At 64.2% G+C, this 17,334-nt stretch carries 15 protein-coding genes, 6 tRNA genes and 1 pseudogene; 13 read left to right on the top strand and 9 right to left on the bottom strand.

Annotation, left to right across the window (positions count from 1 at the left end; genetic code table 11):
* Positions 1 to 8 precede the first annotated feature (8 nt).
* Together M2395_RS12495 and M2395_RS12490 are read left to right on the top strand one after the other, a co-directional pair.
* Positions 9 to 812 carry a DUF4892 domain-containing protein gene (locus M2395_RS12495; protein ID WP_053156988.1) on the top strand — a complete coding sequence of 268 codons (804 nt, stop codon included), beginning with the start codon at positions 9 to 11 and terminating at the stop codon, positions 810 to 812.
* A gap of 69 nt (positions 813 to 881) precedes the next feature.
* Positions 882 to 1,934 (top strand): AI-2E family transporter, encoded by a 1,053-nt coding sequence (locus M2395_RS12490; RefSeq protein WP_011060080.1) that lies wholly within the window; start codon positions 882 to 884, stop codon positions 1,932 to 1,934.
* A 39-nt stretch (positions 1,935 to 1,973) separates the two neighbouring features.
* Here the strand turns inward: M2395_RS12490 and xopAW are convergent, their stop codons facing one another.
* The 3 genes from xopAW to M2395_RS12475 form a co-directional block, all read right to left on the bottom strand.
* Positions 1,974 to 2,600 carry an EF-hand domain-containing protein gene (gene xopAW / locus M2395_RS12485; RefSeq protein ID WP_077933606.1) on the bottom strand — a complete coding sequence of 209 codons (627 nt, stop codon included), beginning with the start codon at positions 2,598 to 2,600 and terminating at the stop codon, positions 1,974 to 1,976.
* Between the two features lie 115 nt (positions 2,601 to 2,715).
* Positions 2,716 to 3,756, bottom strand: coding sequence for a HAMP domain-containing sensor histidine kinase (locus M2395_RS12480; RefSeq protein ID WP_015634685.1), 1,041 nt, complete (start codon positions 3,754 to 3,756; stop codon positions 2,716 to 2,718).
* Positions 3,756 to 4,520, bottom strand: coding sequence for a response regulator (locus M2395_RS12475; protein ID WP_011060083.1), 765 nt, complete (start codon positions 4,518 to 4,520; stop codon positions 3,756 to 3,758). Before M2395_RS12475 ends, M2395_RS12480 begins: the two co-directional genes overlap by 1 nt.
* Positions 4,521 to 4,837: 317 nt before the next feature.
* Between M2395_RS12475 and pyrF the strand changes: the two genes are divergently transcribed.
* Positions 4,838 to 5,539 carry an orotidine-5'-phosphate decarboxylase gene (gene pyrF, locus M2395_RS12470; RefSeq protein WP_011060084.1) on the top strand — a complete coding sequence of 234 codons (702 nt, stop codon included), beginning with the start codon at positions 4,838 to 4,840 and terminating at the stop codon, positions 5,537 to 5,539.
* A gap of 105 nt (positions 5,540 to 5,644) precedes the next feature.
* Here pyrF and M2395_RS12465 read toward each other — a convergent pair whose 3' ends face one another.
* Positions 5,645 to 6,649 (bottom strand): NADP-dependent oxidoreductase, encoded by a 1,005-nt coding sequence (locus tag M2395_RS12465; protein WP_019095878.1) that lies wholly within the window; start codon positions 6,647 to 6,649, stop codon positions 5,645 to 5,647.
* 237 nt (positions 6,650 to 6,886) lie between these two features.
* Here M2395_RS12465 and M2395_RS12460 point away from each other — a divergent pair, with 237 nt between their 5' ends.
* The 3 genes and pseudogenes from M2395_RS12460 (at position 6,887) to M2395_RS31805 (ending at position 9,794) form a co-directional block, all read left to right on the top strand.
* Entirely contained in the window at positions 6,887 to 7,648 is a 762-nt protein-coding gene (locus M2395_RS12460; protein ID WP_011060086.1) for an SDR family oxidoreductase, read from the top strand.
* Between the two features lie 79 nt (positions 7,649 to 7,727).
* Positions 7,728 to 8,933, top strand: a pseudogene (locus tag M2395_RS31810) (HAMP domain-containing protein); the annotation flags it as partial.
* Positions 8,913 to 9,794: a methyl-accepting chemotaxis protein gene (locus M2395_RS31805; protein ID WP_370508345.1), complete on the top strand. Its 882-nt coding sequence runs from the start codon at positions 8,913 to 8,915 to the stop codon at positions 9,792 to 9,794. The pseudogene M2395_RS31810 and the gene M2395_RS31805, both read left to right, overlap by 21 nt.
* A gap of 63 nt (positions 9,795 to 9,857) precedes the next feature.
* On the opposite strand, the gene M2395_RS12450 is transcribed toward M2395_RS31805, so the two are convergent.
* Positions 9,858 to 10,616 (bottom strand): hypothetical protein, encoded by a 759-nt coding sequence (locus M2395_RS12450; RefSeq protein ID WP_174394967.1) that lies wholly within the window; start codon positions 10,614 to 10,616, stop codon positions 9,858 to 9,860.
* A gap of 379 nt (positions 10,617 to 10,995) precedes the next feature.
* Here M2395_RS12450 and M2395_RS12445 point away from each other — a divergent pair.
* The 6 genes from M2395_RS12445 to M2395_RS12420 all read left to right on the top strand — a co-directional run bounded on the left by M2395_RS12445 (position 10,996) and on the right by M2395_RS12420 (position 11,668).
* Positions 10,996 to 11,071, top strand: a tRNA-Glu gene (locus tag M2395_RS12445).
* Between the two features lie 2 nt (positions 11,072 to 11,073).
* Positions 11,074 to 11,149, top strand: a tRNA-Gly gene (locus M2395_RS12440).
* 105 nt (positions 11,150 to 11,254) lie between these two features.
* A tRNA-Glu gene (locus tag M2395_RS12435) sits at positions 11,255 to 11,330 on the top strand.
* A gap of 3 nt (positions 11,331 to 11,333) precedes the next feature.
* Positions 11,334 to 11,409: transfer RNA gene (locus M2395_RS12430), tRNA-Gly, on the top strand.
* Between the two features lie 104 nt (positions 11,410 to 11,513).
* Positions 11,514 to 11,589 (top strand) — tRNA-Glu (locus tag M2395_RS12425).
* Positions 11,590 to 11,592: 3 nt separating this feature from the next.
* Positions 11,593 to 11,668 (top strand) — tRNA-Gly (locus M2395_RS12420).
* A gap of 121 nt (positions 11,669 to 11,789) precedes the next feature.
* Here the strand turns inward: M2395_RS12420 and M2395_RS12415 are convergent.
* The gene (locus M2395_RS12415) at positions 11,790 to 12,422 is read right to left on the bottom strand and encodes a LysE family translocator (protein ID WP_015634690.1); all 633 of its coding nucleotides are present in this window, start codon (positions 12,420 to 12,422) and stop codon (positions 11,790 to 11,792) included.
* 41 nt (positions 12,423 to 12,463) lie between these two features.
* On the bottom strand, positions 12,464 to 13,090 hold the full coding sequence (locus tag M2395_RS12410) for a serine-tRNA(Ala) deacylase AlaX (protein ID WP_053156994.1): 627 nt from the start codon (positions 13,088 to 13,090) through the stop codon (positions 12,464 to 12,466).
* An 89-nt stretch (positions 13,091 to 13,179) separates the two neighbouring features.
* Here M2395_RS12410 and M2395_RS12405 point away from each other — a divergent pair, with 89 nt between their 5' ends.
* Entirely contained in the window at positions 13,180 to 14,133 is a 954-nt protein-coding gene (locus M2395_RS12405; protein ID WP_123430253.1) for a LysR family transcriptional regulator, read from the top strand.
* A gap of 106 nt (positions 14,134 to 14,239) precedes the next feature.
* Here the strand turns inward: M2395_RS12405 and M2395_RS12400 are convergent, their stop codons facing one another.
* The gene (locus M2395_RS12400) at positions 14,240 to 14,647 is read right to left on the bottom strand and encodes a PA2817 family protein (RefSeq protein ID WP_123430254.1); all 408 of its coding nucleotides are present in this window, start codon (positions 14,645 to 14,647) and stop codon (positions 14,240 to 14,242) included.
* An 86-nt stretch (positions 14,648 to 14,733) separates the two neighbouring features.
* On the bottom strand, positions 14,734 to 17,181 hold the full coding sequence (locus M2395_RS12395; protein ID WP_015634693.1) for an acyl-CoA dehydrogenase: 2,448 nt from the start codon (positions 17,179 to 17,181) through the stop codon (positions 14,734 to 14,736).
* Between the last annotated feature and the right edge of the window lie 153 nt (positions 17,182 to 17,334).

Here is a 17,334-nt window from a genome sequence, read left to right as displayed (position 1 = left end):
GAGTTTCCATGCGTTCAATCAGTGTTCTGGGCCTGTCCCTGGCAAGTACCCTGGTGCTTGCCGCCGATCTGCCGGGCAGCCACGACCTGCCCCTGGTCCCCCGTCTGACCGATGCACAGATCGTCGACTACCGCCCCGAAGTGGAGCAGGAGCGCGTCTACCCCCTGGGTTCGATCCGCCGTATCAGCGGCCAGTTGCGTTTCGATGGCCAGGTCAATGCCCGCGGCAAGCTCACCGCCATCACTTACCAGTTGCCCGCCGAGCGCACATCCAACGAAGCCTTCACCCTGGCCAGGGAGGCGCTGCAAAAGCAGGGCGCCGAGCTGCTGTTCTGGTGCCAGGCCCGCGATTGCGGTGAAAGCAGCCTGTGGGCCAACGAAGTATTCGGCAACGCCAAGCTGTTTGGCGCCGATGAACAGCAGGCCTACCTGCTGCTGCGGCTGGCGGCGCCCCAGGACAACTCCCTGGTAGCCCTGTACAGCATCACCCGGGGTAACCGCCGGGCCTACCTGCATGTGGAGCAGTTCGACGCCAGCGCGCCGCTGGGGGACCTGCTACCCACTTCGGCCACCCTGCTGCGCCAGCTCAAGGACACCGGCAAGCTGGACCTGCCGAAACTCGCCGAGCCCCAGCCCACCTGGCTCAACCTGCTGTCCCGCGGGCTGAACCTGGACACCACCCTGCGCATCAGCCTGTCCGGCAAGCAGGCCGAAGCCTGGCGCCAGGCGCTGATTGGCCAGGGCGTGCTGGCCTCGCGGATGGAAACCGGTAACACCGACGCAGCAGGCCTGCATTTCGAACTACTGCGTTAAGCTGTTTCAGGCAGCCCGCGCTCGCGGGTTCGCCTACTCTTCACTGGTTCTTCTTGCGCGAGACATTTCATGCCCAATAACGATCGCCTGCTGGTGCAGATCCTGCTCCTGGTGTTGTTCGGTGCCAGCTTCTGGGTCATGGCGCCTTTCTGGTCAGCGCTGTTCTGGGGCGCCGTGCTGGCGTTTGCCAGCTGGCCGCTGATGCGCCTGCTGACCCGCTGGCTCAATGGCCGAGAATCCCTGGCAGCGGCCCTGCTGACCCTGGGCTGGATGGTGCTGGTGGCCGCGCCGCTGGTCTGGCTCGGCCTCAACCTGGCGGACCATGTGCGCGATGCCACGGCCTTCATCAAGGACGTGCAGGTCGACGGCCTGCCCGCCGCTCCAGAGTGGCTCGGCAACCTGCCATTGGTGGGCGAGCGCCTGGTGGGCTTGTGGAACAGCATCGACCAGCAGGGCGCGGCCCTGATGCTGGCGGTCAAACCCTATCTGGGGCAGGTGGGCAACTGGCTGCTGGCTCGCAGCGCGCAGATCGGCGGCGGCATTCTGGAACTGACCCTGAGCATCGTCTTCGTGTTTTTCTTCTACCGCGATGGCCCGCGCCTGGCGCTGTTCGTGCACAAGTTGCTGGAGCGCCTGATCGGCGAGCGCGCCGGCTACTACATCGACCTGGTGGCTGGCACCGTGCAACGGGTAGTCAACGGGGTGATCGGCACCGCGGCGGCCCAGGGCCTGCTGGCGCTGATCGGCTTCCTGATTGCCGGAGTGCCCGGGGCGCTGGTTCTGGGGATCGTCACCTTCCTGCTCAGCCTGATTCCCATGGGCCCGCCCCTGGTATGGATCCCGGCTACCGCCTGGCTGGCCTGGAAAGGCGAATATGGCATGGCGGTGTTCCTGGGGATCTGGGGCACTTTCATCATCAGCGGCGTGGACAACGTGCTCAAACCGTACCTGATCAGCCGCGGCGGCAACCTGCCGCTGGTGATCGTGCTGCTGGGAGTGTTCGGTGGCCTGATCGCCTTCGGCTTTATCGGCCTGTTCATCGGCCCGACGCTGCTGGCGGTGGCCTACAGCCTGTTGCTGGACTGGAGCGCCAGCCAGGCCCGGGCCCAGGAGCCGCGTTGAACCACCGATTGCCGCTCCCCCCGGGAGCGGCAATGGACGTCAGGCAGCGACGTTGACGCTGCCGCCGAGGCTGCTGCTGGTGTCCAACTGATACTGCTTGCTCAAGCTGGCGATCATCTTGCCCAGAGCTTCGGCGAGGTTGGCCTGCGGGTCCTGGGGGGCGCTGTCCTGGTTGCTTCCGGCCTGCAACGCGGCCTTGAGCTCATCGCTACTGATGCCGCCACTGCTATCGCTGTCGAGAATCTTCAGCAGAGCCGAGCTGGTGTCGCTGCTGGTGGAGCTGTTGCCCGAGGCTTGCAGGGCAGTGCTCAGTTCGTCACTGCTGATGACTCCGTCGCCATCGCTGTCCAGGGCGCCGAGCAGGGCATCCGCCAGTTGGGTATCGGGGGCGCGGTCCTTGGGCGGAGGAGGGGCCATGGCGGCCATTTCATCGCTGCTCAAGCTACCGCTGCCGTCACTGTCCAGGTCGTTGAAATTCTTGCTCAGGCTGACCAGGATGCCGTTGTCGCTTTTCTGCGACAGGGCGTTTTTCAGCTCGTCCTGATCCACCGCGCCATCACCGTTGCTGTCGAGCTTGGCGAACAGCTCCTTGTGCAATTGCTGGCCACGGTTGGTGGTGCTGGAGCTGTAATAGCTCGAATAGTTGCTGCTGAGGCTATCGATCATGGGGCTCACTCCCTGCGGATGAATAGAACCGGTGGGGGGACACCGGCCCAAGCAGCCTCAGGGGGGGGAGTTGTCCTGGGTATTGGCGGTTTGTACCTGCCGCCACACAAGGCGCTCAAGGCCTGGGTAGACGCAATACCGCGGTCAGGCCGCCGCCGGGGGTTTCTTCGAGGATCAGTTGGCCGCCCAGGCGCTCCGCTGCTTCTCGGGCGATGGTCATGCCCAGGCCGACGCCGCCGGAGTTGCGGTTGCGCGAGCCTTCCAGGCGAAAGAATGGCTCGAACACCGCTTCACGCTTGTCGGCGGCAATCCCCGGGCCGTGGTCGATGACCCGGATCAGCAGTTGCCCGCGGTCGTCCTCCAGGGCCAGGGTTGCCTGGCCGGCGTAGCGCAGGGCGTTGTCCAGCAGGTTGTTGAGGCATGACTGCAACGCCATGGGTTGCACCAGCAGCGGCGCGCAATGGCCCTGGGCCTGAGCGTCGGCGCCCTGGTCCTGGGCGTTCTCGCACAGCGACTCCACCAGGGCCTGCACGTCCATCCATTGCTCGGCCTCGCTGGTGCGTTGTTCGTGCAGGTAGCTGAGGGTGGCGTCGAGCATCTTGATCATGTCGTCCAGGTCCTGGCGCATCTGCCCTTGCAGCTTGCTGTCCTCGATCTGCTCCAGGCGCAGTTTCAGCCTTGATAACGGGGTGCGCAGGTCGTGGGAGACGGCACCGAGCATGCGCCCGCGTTGCTGCACCTGCTCGCGGATGCGTTTCTGCATCTGGTTGAAGGTGCTGGCCGCTTGCCGGGCTTCCCTTGGGCCCACCTCTTCCAGGGGCGGGCTGTCGAGGTCTTCGCTCAAACGCTCGGCGGCGGCGCTCAGGCGCTGGATCGGCCGCGACAACAGCTTGGCGCCGTACCAGGCAGCGATGATCAGGGAGATGAACTGGAACGTCAGGGGCACCAGCGGGCCGCCGAACCAGGGCCGTGGCGGGCGCCTTGAATAAGGGGGCGGCGGCTGGCCATTGATCAACTGCGCCGAATCGGGAGGGGGCGGCGGCGGGGGCGGGCCGTAGTGGTGAAACCAGAAGAACGCCAGCAGGTGGGCGAGGACGATCGCGATCAGCAGGACGCCGAACAGGCGGCCGAACAGCGTATCGAACCGCCCGCGCATCAGCCGATGTCCCGGGCGTCGAACAGGTAGCCTTCACCGCGCACGGTCTTGATCAGTTGCGGCGACTTCGGATCGTCGCCGAGCTTTTGCCGCAGGCGCGAGACCAGCAGGTCGATGCTGCGATCAAAGGCCTCGATGGATCGGCCGCGGGCGGCGTCCAGCAATTGTTCGCGGCTCAGTACCCGGCGCGGGCGCTCGATGAACACCCAGAGCAGGCGGAACTCGGCGTTGGACAGCGGCACCACCAGGCCATCGGCGGAAATCAGTTGGCGCAGCACGCTGTTCAGGCGCCAGTTGTCGAAGCGGATATTGGCCCGCTGCTCGCTGCGATCGTCGCGCACCCGGCGCAGGATGGTCTGGATCCGGGCCACCAGTTCCCGTGGCTCGAAAGGCTTGGCCATGTAGTCGTCGGCCCCCAGCTCCAGGCCGATGATGCGATCGGTGGGCTCGCAGCGGGCGGTGAGCATGAGGATCGGGATGTCCGATTCGGTACGCAGCCAGCGGCACAGGGACAGGCCGTCTTCGCCGGGCAGCATCAGGTCCAGCACCACCACGTCGAAGTGCTCGGCCTGCAGGGCCTGGCGCATCGCCGCGCCGTCGGTGACGCCGCTGGCGTGAATGTTGAAACGCGCCAGGTAGTCGATCAGCAACTCGCGGATCGGCACGTCGTCGTCGACGATCAGGGCCCGGGTGTTCCAGCGTTTGTCGTCGCCACTGACCAATGCTTTGGCGTCTTCGTTGAGAGGGGCTGAAGTGTTCTGCATGGGTGCGGTCGTCTGCCAGGTAGGCTGCCGGCGCCTTAGGGCGGCGGCGGGGTTGTGGCTTCAGCATAGGCGTCCGGCCCGGGGGCTGGAAGTGCTGTTCGAAGGTGTTGCGGCTGGCGAGGGTAGCGCCGGGGATTGTTGCCCACGTGTCGTCAGTGTATCGAGGTTGATACAAATGCCGTGGCGTGGGGGAGCGATTGCCGGGGCAATCGGCCTTCTTGCGCACCGTTGAGGAGGATTTACCTCTGATCGGGTCCCGGAGCGGCGCGGCTTGCGCTACAATCCGCGCCGATTTCGACTTGCCTGAGAGCCCCTTCATGTCCGCCTGCCAGACTCCTATCATCGTCGCCCTGGATTTCCCCACCCGTGACGCCGCACTGAAACTGGCCGATCAACTGGACCCCAAACTGTGCCGGGTCAAGGTCGGCAAGGAGCTGTTCACCAGCTGCGCCGCCGAGATTGTCGGGACCCTGCGGGACAAGGGTTTCGAAGTGTTCCTGGACCTGAAGTTCCACGATATTCCCAACACCACCGCCATGGCGGTCAAGGCCGCCGCGGAAATGGGCGTGTGGATGGTCAACGTGCACTGCTCCGGCGGCCTGCGCATGATGGCTGCCTGCCGCGAAGTGCTGGACCAGCGCAGCGGCCCCAAGCCGTTGCTGATCGGCGTCACCGTGCTTACCAGCATGGAGCGTGAAGACCTGGCCGGTATCGGCCTGGACATCGAGCCCCAGGAGCAGGTGCTGCGCCTGGCTGCCCTGGCGCAGAAAGCCGGCATGGACGGCCTGGTGTGCTCGGCCCTGGAAGCCCAGGCCCTGAAGAGCGCCCATCCGTCCCTGCAACTGGTGACCCCGGGGATTCGACCGGCGGGCAGCGCCCAGGACGACCAGCGGCGGATCCTCACCCCGCGCCAGGCCCTGGATGCCGGCTCCGATTACCTGGTGATCGGTCGCCCCATCAGCCAGGCGGCAGATCCGGCCAAGGCCCTGGCCGACGTCGTGGCCGAACTGGCCCTGTAACACGCTTCCTCTTGTAGGAGCCGGCTTGCCGGCGATAGCGGTTTTGCGGTTGGCGGCCCTTTCCGGCCGCCGTTGCGGATCGCCGACAAGCTGGCTCCTACGGATTCAGACTTTCAGTATCAGCTTGCCGAAGTTCTCGCCGCTGAACAGCTTGCCCAGGGTTTCCGGGAAGGTTTCCAGGCCCTCGACAATATCCTCCTTGCTCTTGAGCTGCCCCTTGGCCATCCAGCCGGCCATTTCCTGCCCGGCTTCGGCGAACTGCGCGGCATAGTCCATCACCACGAACCCCTCCATGCGCGCCCGGTTGACCAGCAGCGACAGGTAGTTGGCCGGCCCCTTGACCGCCTCCTTGTTGTTGTACTGGCTGATGGCGCCGCAGATCACCACCCGCGCCTTGACGTTCAGGCGGCTGAGCACGGCATCGAGGATGTCGCCGCCGACGTTGTCGAAATACACATCGACGCCTTTGGGGCACTCGCGCTTGAGGCCGGCGTGGACGTCTTCGTTCTTGTAGTCGATGGCGCCGTCAAAACCCAGCTCGTCGATGAGGAACCGGCACTTGTCCTGGCCGCCGGCAATCCCCACCACGCGGCAGCCCTTGATCCTGGCGATCTGCCCGGCAATGCTGCCCACCGCGCCGGCGGCCCCGGACAGCACCACGGTGTCGCCGGCCTTGGGCGCGCCCACGTCCAGCAGGGCGAAGTAGGCGGTCATGCCCGTCATGCCCAGGGCTGACAGGTAGAGCGGCAGCGGGGCCAGCTTGGGGTCGACCTTGTAGAAGCCCCGGGGCTCGCCGAGGAAGTAGTCCTGCACGCCGAGTGCACCATTGACGTAGTCGCCCACCGCGAAACCGGGGTGGCTGGAGGCGATTACCTGGCCCACGCCCAGGGCGCGCATGACCTCGCCGATGGCCACCGGGGCAATGTAGGACTTGCCCTCGTTCATCCAGCCGCGCATGGCCGGGTCCAGGGACAGGTATTGGTTCTGCACCAGGATCTGCCCGGCGGCGGGCTCGCCCACTGCCACTTGCTGGTAGGTGAAGGTATCGCGGGTGGCCGGTCCGATGGGGCGTTTGGCGAGCAGGAACTGGCGATTGGTCAGGGCGGTCATGGCAGGCACTCGTGGGATGAATGAACCCCTAGTTGATAGCCCCTTGGCCTCGGTGCCGCAAGGTTTGCCGCTGCAGCGAATGGAGGCCAATCGATCGCCCTGATAAAGCCCCCGGCAGATTCATCACCAGAATGCATGAGCATCCAACCGGGCTTTTGATAGTGCTGACGCCACCAGCCCCGGCTGTGGCTAGATTGGGCCGGGTAGCTGACCCGCATTCGATCGAGGATTCCTGCAATGAGCATGACGTTTTCCGGCCAGGTGGCCCTAGTGACCGGCGCAGCCAATGGTATCGGCCGCGCCACCGCCCAGGCATTTGCCGCACAAGGCTTGAAGGTGGTGGTGGCGGACCTGGACACGGCGGGGGGCGAGGGCACCGTGGCGCTGATCCGCGAGGCCGGTGGCGAGGCATTGTTCGTGCCGTGCAACGTTACCCTGGAGGCGGATGTGCAAAGCCTCATGGCCCGCACCATCGAAGCCTATGGGCGCCTGGATTACGCCTTCAACAATGCCGGTATCGAGATCGAAAAGGGCCGCCTTGCGGAGGGCTCCATGGATGAGTTCGACGCCATCATGGGGGTTAACGTCAAAGGGGTCTGGCTGTGCATGAAGTACCAGTTGCCGCTGCTGCTGGCCCAGGGCGGTGGGGCGATCGTCAACACCGCCTCGGTGGCGGGCCTGGGCGCGGCGCCGAAGATGAGCATCTATGCGGCCTCCAAGCATGCGGTGATCGGCCTGACCAAGTCGGCGGCCATCGAATATGCGAAGAAGAAAATCCGCGTGAACGCGGTATGCCCGGCGGTGATCGACACCGACATGTTCCGCCGTGCCTACGAGGCGGACCCGAAGAAGGCCGAGTTCGCCGCGGCCATGCACCCGGTGGGGCGCATCGGCAAGGTCGAGGAGATCGCCAGTGCGGTGCTCTACCTGTGCAGCGATGGCGCGGCCTTTACCACCGGCCATGCACTGGCGGTCGACGGCGGGGCCACCGCGATCTGATGCCGATGGCCGGGGCCCGATGGAATCGACCTCCAGTGTCCTGAAAACGACCTCGGCGTAGCTTTTTGCCATTATTCCGATGTCAGAGACTTGTGCGCCGGTGCATGCCGTTGCGACCCTTCGCCAAGACAAGATGGCCCTATTGCCATTGGGGATTGGAAGGGGACTGCGCACCATGACTTCGGCCGCAAGTGGACGTTTTGCCAACCTGGGCATGGCAAAGAAACTGGGCATCGGGTTTGCCCTGGTGTTGCTCCTAACCGCTCTGGTGGCGGGGATCGGTGTCTGGTCCCTGCAGACCATCAGCCAGCGCTTCGATGGCCTCAAGCAGATGTCCCAGCTCAATAGCGGCGTGCTCAAGGTGCGGCTGCAGGAGCAGGACTACGCCCTGCACGGCGACAGCAAGACCGTGGACAGCCTGCATGAAAGCCTGGAAGGCCTGCAGGCCCTGGCCCAGCAGCTCAAGGTGCGGTCGGCGGCCAACCAGACCGCGATGGGCGATGTGGAGCTGGCGCTGGCGGACTATCGCAAGGCCTTCGACGAGTTCGTCGAGCTGACCCAGGCCAAGGACCTGGCCCTGGAAATGGCCAGTTGGTCGGTGTCCAGCGTGGCCAATAACCTGGACGTGCTGCAGGCCGGGCTGGCGGATGACGGTGCCTATACGCTCAAGGAATCCCAGGGCAAGGATGGTGCCGAATTCATCGAGCAGGCCAATCAGATCAGCCAGGTTTCACGCCTGATGCTGCAGGCCATGAATGAGGCCCGGTTGCGCCTGGATCAGAACCGTAAGGGCGGCGACCAGGAGCCCGCCGAGCAGGGCAAGATCGAGCAGGCCGATCAGGCCCTGGCCCAGGCCGAGCAGTTGAAGGCCACGGTCAAGGATGCGGGCTATCAGACGGTGCTCAACGAAGTCTCGGGGCACATCGGCAACTTCAGCGAGAAGCTCAACGAGTACACCGGGTTGCTGGCCCAGGAGAAGCAGGTCTATCAGCAGTTGCATGAGCGCGCCGCCCAGGTGATGGCGCGGGTTGATCAGGCGTACGGGGCGCAAGAGCATTCGATGCTGGGGGAACTGGACAAGAACTCCCTGCTGATCATCGGCTCCTCGGCCCTGGCGCTGTTGGTGGGGCTGTTGGCGGCCTTGAGCGTCACCCGCCTGATCGTGCGCCCGTTGCGCAGTGTGATGCACGTGGCTCAGCAGATTGCCGCCGGTGATCTGACCGCGACCGTGGAGGTGACCCGACGTGACGAGATCGGTCAGTTGATGCAGGCCATGCAGCAGATGGGCAGCGGCCTGAGCGGCATTGTCAGTGGCCTGCAGGCGGGGATCGAGCAACTGGCCAGTTCGGCTCAGTCGCTGTCCACGGTGACCGAGCAGACCAACCTGGAAGTCAGCACCCAGAAGGAAGAAACCGAGCAAGTGGCCACGGCCATGAATCAGATGACCGCCACGGTGCACGATGTGGCGCGCAATGCCGAGGAGGCCGCCCAAGCCGCCCAGGCGGCGGACGACAAGGTCGAAAGTGGCCAGCAAGTGGTGCGCCAGAGCATGCAGCGCATCGAGCAACTGGCGGATTCCGCCAGCCGTGCCAGCAGTGGTATCGAGAGCCTGAGCGCGGAAATCGACAACATCGGTAGCGTGCTGGATGTGATCAAGAGCGTGGCCGAGCAGACCAACCTGCTGGCCCTCAACGCCGCTATCGAAGCCGCCAGGGCCGGGGAGCAGGGCCGGGGATTTGCGGTGGTGGCCGATGAAGTGCGGGCCCTGGCGAAACGCACGCAGCAGTCCACCGAAGAGATCGCCCGGTTGGTGACGGCTCTGCACGCGGCGGCCGACTCCTCGGTGCGGCAGATCCAGAGCAGTGGCGAGCTGGTGAAGCTGGCGGTCAGCGATGCCCTGCAGACCGAAAGCGCCCTGGGTAGCATTGCCGCGGCGGTGTCATTGATCCAGCAGATGAACCAGCAGATCGCCGCTGCGGCCGAGCAGCAGAGTTCGGTGGCCGAAGAGATCAACCGCAGTGTCACCAGCATTCGCGCCAGTGCCGATCAGTCGTCCCTGGCGATGCAGGGCAACGCCGCGTCGAGCATCGAGCTGGCGCAGTTGGGCGTGGAACTGAAGGGGATGGTGGGGCATTTCCGCTTGTAGCGGCGGGGAGGGCGCAGCGTTCTAAAACCCTTGCCCGGGTGTTCCGGGCAAGGGTTTTTTCTGTCAGTCGTAGATGGCTTTCTTTTTCCAGTCGGCGTCGGCTTCCACGGTCTTGAGGCCCTGGGTCAGCTGGTTGTCTTCGTCCGGGGCAGGTTCCAGGGTCGACAGCACCATGGCATTGGCCCGGGCCAGGAGTTTGTCCAGGTATTCCAGTTGCTCCTTGTAGACCGCCGGGTCCGGCTGCTTGCGCAGGTACTGCACGCCACGCTCGAAGGCCAGCCGGGCCTGGCCCGGCTGATTCTGCTGCAGGGCGTACTGGCCCAGGTTGTTGAAGAACTCGATATGCAGCAGCACCAGGATGTGGCGGATCTCCTTGATCCAGCGCTTGGCTTCGTTGGGCTGCAGGAAACCGTCGTGGGCGGCGCGAGTGACCTGGCCGTGCATAGCCTCCAGCAGGAAGCGCACGTCCTTGGCCTTGGCTTCGGTCTGGATCGGTGCCGGTGGGTTGTTCACCGGGATCGACTCGCCCTGGCCCACCAGGGTATTGAGCTCAGCCAGGCGAGCCTTGAGGGTGCTGTCGGTTTTATCGAGGTTGAGCATGCGCTGAACGACGTTCAGCTCCAGGCGCGTCAGCAGCAGCTTGAGGGCCGGTGACATGAACTGGCCGGGGAAGGTTTCGGTGATCTCGCCGCAACGACGCAGGCGATCATTGAGTTCGACCTTGGTGCGGGCTTTTTCCAGTTTGTTGTTTTCCACCACATGGTTCATGTAGCCAATGGCGATCAATAGTGCGATCCCGGCTATTACCAGCAGGGTGATCATGAGTGGTGTCACCGTTAAAACCTCGTTATGGGATTCGCGTGCGAGTGTAGTGGCTTGGCATTTAGACGCATAGCGCCGCTCGACGAGCCGGGCATGGATTGTGCTGCTTATATAGGTGGCATTTGCCTCGGGGGATCCAAGGGTTCAAATTGCCATCACCGGCTGTGGAGGACTATAACGCCTTGTCGAGTGCCAGAATATAGGCGTCAAAGCGCGGACGGCAGAAAACCCTGAAGCGGGCCTAAAACAGCTCCGAAGTCATTGATTTAAATAAAATTATATCTGGGGGTTGACGGCCTCCCAAAGCATCCATAGAATGCGCGCCACTTTCAACGGAAAGCAAATAGCAAAACGTTGAAGGAAGTGAATGCTGTAGCGTGTCCCCTTCGTCTAGTGGCCTAGGACACCGCCCTTTCACGGCGGTAACAGGGGTTCGAGTCCCCTAGGGGACGCCATTGCGGGAATAGCTCAGTTGGTAGAGCACGACCTTGCCAAGGTCGGGGTCGCGAGTTCGAGTCTCGTTTCCCGCTCCAATTTTAAACAGTCTGGCTTTCGGGCGAGGCTGAGTGAAACCAGAACCCAAGTCTTCGGATGCGGCTCTGGACACCGAAACACACACCATGTGTTCCGGGTAGCGTGTCCCCTTCGTCTAGTGGCCTAGGACACCGCCCTTTCACGGCGGTAACAGGGGTTCGAGTCCCCTAGGGGACGCCATTTGCGGGAATAGCTCAGTTGGTAGAGCACGACCTTGCCAAGGTCGGGGTCGCGAGTTCGAGTCTCGTTTCCCGCTCCAATTTAAGCAGCACTGCCTTCGGGCGGGGCTGAGTGAAACCAGAACCCGAGTCTTCGGACGCGGCTCTGGGCGCCGAAACACACACCATGTGTTGCGGTTAGCGTGTCCCCTTCGTCTAGTGGCCTAGGACACCGCCCTTTCACGGCGGTAACAGGGGTTCGAGTCCCCTAGGGGACGCCATTTGCGGGAATAGCTCAGTTGGTAGAGCACGACCTTGCCAAGGTCGGGGTCGCGAGTTCGAGTCTCGTTTCCCGCTCCAAATTCACAAGAACGCCGCTCATTGAGCGGCGTTTTTGTTTGCCTGCGATTCAACACTGCAGCCAGTGCCCAGAAAAAAGGCCCGCCAGTACACCTGTGCGGGCCTTTGTCGTTTGCCTTGCCTACAGCGACAGCAGCAACCGCCCGGCGAACAGCAGCAGGATCAGCCCCATGCAGCGCTCGAACCAGTGCCCCAGGCGCATGAACAGCAAGCGCACCCGAGAGCTGGAGAAGAACAGCGCGACGATCACGAACCACAGCGCATTCACCAGGCACATCCAGGCGCCATATAGGGCCTGGATGCTCAGTGGGGTGGTGGCGCTGACCAGGGTGGTGAAGATCGCCAGGAAAAACAGGGTCGCCTTGGGGTTGGTGGCATTGGTCAGAAACCCCGTGGTAAAGGCTCGCAGCAAGGTCTGTTGGGGCTCATCGGTGGGCGCCTCGCCGGGAAGGCTGGTCTTGGCCTTGCTGCGCAGCAGGCTGATACCCAAGTACAGAATGTAGGCGCCGCCCAGCAGCTTGGCCGCGCTCAGCAACCAGGGCGTAGCGTGCATCAGGGCGCCCACCCCCAGCAGGGTGTAGAGCACGTGCACCGAGATGCCGGCGCCGATGCCCAGGGCGGTACAGACCCCGGTCATGCGGCCAAAGCGCACGCTCTGGCGGATGGTCACGGCAAAATCCGGCCCGGGAGCGACCACCGCGAGAAAGTGAACCAGGGCCAGGGCGAGGAACTCGCCAAGATAGTTGGACAGCATGCGGACTCCGCAAAGCAGGATGATTGAGTGGCAGGCCGTTTTCAGTCGAGGCTATAGCTGACCGAAAGGGTGCCTTTCTTGAGTGAGACCGCGGTGATGAGCACCGCGCCCAGCTGCTGCAGGTGGCTGACGTGGGTGCCGCCGCAACCATAGGCCGGCAGTTGGCCAAAGCTGATCTGGCGCGAACCGTCCGCCATTGTGCTATGCCGTTCCAGGTCGGCCTCTATCCACTGCGCAATCGCGTCCTGCACGCTGGCGCCGTCGATCTCCCGGGGCTGCTCTGCCGGTTTGAACGACACCCGGCCTTCACCTGGCCAGTGATGGGCCTTGATCGGTATCCAGCCCTGGCTTTGCACGAAGTGGCCGATCAGGTGCCCGGCGGAGTGCATGCGGCTGTTGAACAGGCGCGCGGCCTCATCGACCCGGGCGTCGAAAATGCCCGGCTCCAGCGGCTGGTCCAGGTAATGCACGATCTGCTCGCCTTCCTGGGCCACCCGCAGAACGGCGGCCTGGCCGATCCAGCCGGTATCGCTGGGCTGGCCGCCACCCTGGGGGTGGAAGGGCGTGGCGTTGAGGGTGACCGCGAATTGCTGTTCGTGGGGGATGCAGCTCAGGACCTCGACGGAGGTCAGTAACTGGTCATTGTCGTAATACAGGCGCCGCGTCATTTCTCTAACCCTGGAATTCAGTGTTTTTTTATTATGCGGCCTGGGCAATTGCGTGATAATCCGTTCGAAACTCAATGGACTATTGCGTCATGAGCATAAATCTACCCCTGCCTTTGCTGGCAGAAATGGCCATTTTCGTCAGGGTCGTGGAGACCGGCAGCTTCTCCGAGGCGGCACGCCAGCTGGGCTCCTCGCCTTCGGCGGTCAGCCGCAGCATCTCGCGCCTGGAAAAGGTCCTGGCCACCCGGTTGTTGCAGCGCACCACACGCAAGTTGCGCTTGAGCGACGGTGGCGAAGAGGTGTTCAAGCGTTGCAGTGAAATGGTCAGTGCGGCCCGTTCGGTGATGGAGGTCAGCGGCCAGTTCACCCACGAAGCCGAAGGCGTGGTGCGGGTCAGCGTGCCCAAGGCGGTGGGGCGTTTCGTGGTGCACCCGCACATGCCGGAGTTTCTGCGGCGCTATCCCCTGGTCGATGTGGAACTGCTGCATGAGGACCGCGATGTCGACCTGATCGACGACAACGTCGACCTGGCGATCCGCATCACCGATCGCCCGCCGCCCGGGTTGATCGGCCGCCAGCTGTTGCGCATCGATCACCTGCTCTGCGCCACCCCGCAGTACCTGGCCGAGCACGGTACCCCGGCCCATCCCCAGGACCTGCGCCAGCACAGTTGCATCTACCTGGGCGAGACCCCCAGCGATGCGCGCTGGAAATTCACCCAGGGCAGCAAGGCGGTCACGGTGGGGGTGCGCGGGCGCTATGCGGCCAACCACACCGGGGTGCGCCTGGATGCGGTGCTGCAACACCTGGGGATCGGCAGCCTGCCGTACTTCACCGCGCGCCATGCCCTGGAGCAGGGGCTGATCGTCCAGGTGCTGCCGGAGTGGACCTTCCTGGCCTCCTACCACGGCGGTGCCTGGCTGCTGCATTCACCGACCCGTTACCTGCCGCCCAAGTTGCGGGTTTTCATCGACTACCTGGTGGAGTGCCTGGCCAAGGAGCCGACCCTCAACCGCCCGGGCAAAGCGGAACGCCCGCTGTAGGAGCTGGCTTGCCAGCGAATTCTCTGACAAGCCGGCGCTAAAAGGCGCCCATGAAAAAGGCCCGCCGGGCGAACCGTGCGGGCCTTGGTTGCGCCGGGCGCAGTGATCAGTGCTTGCTGTCCTGGGCAGAAAGCGCCAGCAGCTGCTTTTCCTGGTTCCAGTCGAAGGGCTCGTCGTTCTGCTCGGCTTCGAAACGGCGCTCTTCCAGGGCCTGGTACAGGTCGATTTCTTCATCGGGCATGTAGTGCAGGCAGTCACCGGCGAAGAACCACAGCAGGTCACGAGGCACCAGGTGGGCGATCTGCGGGTAGCGCTGCATGATCTGGCACAGCAGGTCCTGGCCCAGGTATTGGCTTTCGATCGGGTTGATCGGCAGCGAGGCGCGCAGTTCGTCGAAGCGCTCCAGGAACAGCGCATGGCTTTCCTCGGGCACCTGTTCGGCTTCACCTACGGCGACAAGGATGCTGCGCAGGTGGTCCAGCAGGACGAGATGATCGGCGACGATGTTGGACATGACAGGGTCCTCAAGAGCAAAACGGGCGCGGGAGTATATAGCTCCCGCGCCCGGTTTCATAATCGACCTGCCCCGAAGGCGGCCGTCTAGCGGGTCTTGCCTTCGCTTAGGGTCAGCTCCTCCTTGGCAAAATCATCCACATCGATGACCTTGCGCCGCGCCGCCTCGGCCTCGTGCAGGCTCTGGGCCTCGGCGGCCTGCAGCACGCCGGCTTCCAGCGCCGCGTCGATGGCCGATTCGCCGGCAGCCGGTTTGACCTGGCCGCTTTTCAGCGCTTCGTGGAGCTTCTTGTGCAACGGGTGCACGGCGCTCAGCAGGTTGCTGGCATGTTGCAGGGCGCCCACCGGGTCGTCCTTGGATTGCGGGCGGTAGCAGCCGGCAAGCACCGCTTCCAGGGCCGGATCGCCCTGGGCTCGACCGATGATCGCCGCCACTTCGGCATCCAGCTGGTCCGATGGCCCGGTATGGCGACGGCCGAAGGGGAACACCAGCACCCGCAGCACGCAACCGAACACCCGGTTGGGGAAGTTGCTGAGCAACTCGTCCAGGGCCCGTTCGGAATGCCCGAGGCTCTCTTCCATGGCCCAGGCCAGCAGGGGGCGCAGGTATTCCGGGGAGTCCAGGTCGTGGTAGCGCTTGAGCGCTGCCGACGCCAGGTACAGGTGGCTGAGCACATCCCCCAGGCGGGCGGAAAGGCGCTCGCGGCGTTTGAGTTCGCCCCCCAGCAGCATCATCGAGAAGTCCGCCAGCAAGGCGAAGGCCGCTGCCTGGCGGTTCAGGGCACGGAAATAGCCCTGGCTGACCTTGTCTCCCGGAACGTGTTCGAAGTGGCCCAGGCCGAGGTTCAGCACCAGGGTACTGGCGGCGTTGCTCACGGCGAAACCTATGTGCTTGAGCAGCAGGGCGTCGAACTCCTGCAGTGCCTGGTCGTGGTCTTCGCGACCGGCCAGGGCCATTTCCTTGAGCACGAATGGATGGCAGCGGATTGCCCCCTGGCCGAAGATCATCAGGTTGCGCGAAAGGATGTTGGCGCCTTCCACGGTGATGAAGATCGGCGCTCCTTGCCAGCTGCGGCCCAGGTAGTTGTTGGGGCCCATGATGATGCCCTTGCCGCCGTGCACGTCCATGGCGTGGCTGATGCACTCGCGGCCGCGCTCGGTGAGGTGGTACTTGAGGATCGCCGACAGCACCGAGGGTTTTTCCCCCAGGTCCACGGCGTTGGCAGTGAGCATGCGTGCACTGTCCATCAGCCAGGCATTGCCGCCGAGGCGGGCCAGAGCCTCCTGGATGCCCTCGAAGGCGGCGAGGGGCACGTTGAACTGCTCCCGCACCTGGGCGTACTGGCCGGTCACCAGGCTGGTGAATTTGGCGGCGCCGGTGCCCACCGCGGGCAGGGAGATCGAACGGCCCACGGACAGGCAATTCATCAGCATCATCCAGCCCTTGCCGAGCATTTCCTGGCCACCGATGAGGAAGTCCAGTGGGATGAACACGTCCTTGCCGGAGTTCGGGCCGTTCATGAAGGCCGCGCCCAGGGGCAGGTGGCGGCGGCCGATATCCACCCCGGGGGTGTCGGTGGGGATCAGTGCCAGGCTGATACCCAGGTCTTCCTGGTCGCCCAGCAGGTGGTCCGGGTCATGGGCCTTGAAGGCCAGGCCGAGCAGGGTGGCCACCGGGCCCAGGGTGATGTAGCGCTTTTCCCAGTTCAGGCGCAGGCCCAGGGTTTCTTCACCCTGCCATTGGCCTTTGCAGATGATTCCGGTGTCGGGCATGGCCCCTGCATCGGAGCCGGCCAGGGGGCCGGTGAGGGCGAAGCAGGGAATGTCGTCGCCCCGGGCCAGCCGCGGCAGGTAGTGATTGCGCTGTTCGTCAGTGCCGTAGTGCAGCAGCAGTTCGGCCGGGCCCAGGGAGTTGGGCACCATCACGGTGGAGGCCAGGTCGCCGCTGCGGGTGGCCAGCTTCATGGCCACCTGGGAGTGGGCGTAGGCCGAGAAGCCCTTGCCGCCGAACTCCTTGGGAATGATCAGGGCAAAGAAACCGTGCTCCTTGATGTGGGCCCAGGCTTCGGCCGGCAGGTCCATGTGCTGGCCGATCTGCCAGTCGCTGACCATGGCGCACAGCTCCTCGGTCGGGCCGTCGATGAACGCCTGCTCTTCTTCGGTCAACTGGGCCTTGGGGTAGGCCAGCAAGGTATTCCAGTCGGGGCGGCCACTGAACAGCTCGCCGTCCCACCAGACGGTGCCGGCATCGATGGCATCGCGCTCGGTCTGGGACATCGGCGGCAGAACCTTCTGGAACCAGCTGAACAGCGGCGCACTGAAATACTTGCGCCGCAGATCGGGCAGCAGCAGAGGGGCGGCGACCGCTGCCAGCAGCACCCAGAAAATCAGCAGCAGCCAGCCGGGGGCACGGCTAAAGGCGCCCATGGCCAAGAGGTAGATGGCGACCACGCCCAGGGCGGGCAGGGGGGCGGTACGGCGATGGGCCAGGTAGGCCACTGCGAGCACCAGAACCAGTATCCACAACAACAGCATATTCAATCCTCCGTGAAACCAGGGGTGAAATCACCCTCAGAGCGTAGTCGGCCTTCGACAGCGCGGGTGAGCAGGGCAGTGCGGGTGCAATGCAAGTCTGTATCTTGCGGGCCAGGCCCGGTTGATCGTGGGGGCCATGATCTTTGGCCGATA

The sequence above is a fragment of the Pseudomonas sp. BIGb0176 genome, from assembly GCF_024810175.1.
GTDB classification, from domain to species: domain Bacteria; phylum Pseudomonadota; class Gammaproteobacteria; order Pseudomonadales; family Pseudomonadaceae; genus Aquipseudomonas; species Aquipseudomonas protegens.
Note: the sequence above shows the minus strand (reverse complement) of the source record. Positions and strands in the feature narration are given on the sequence as shown.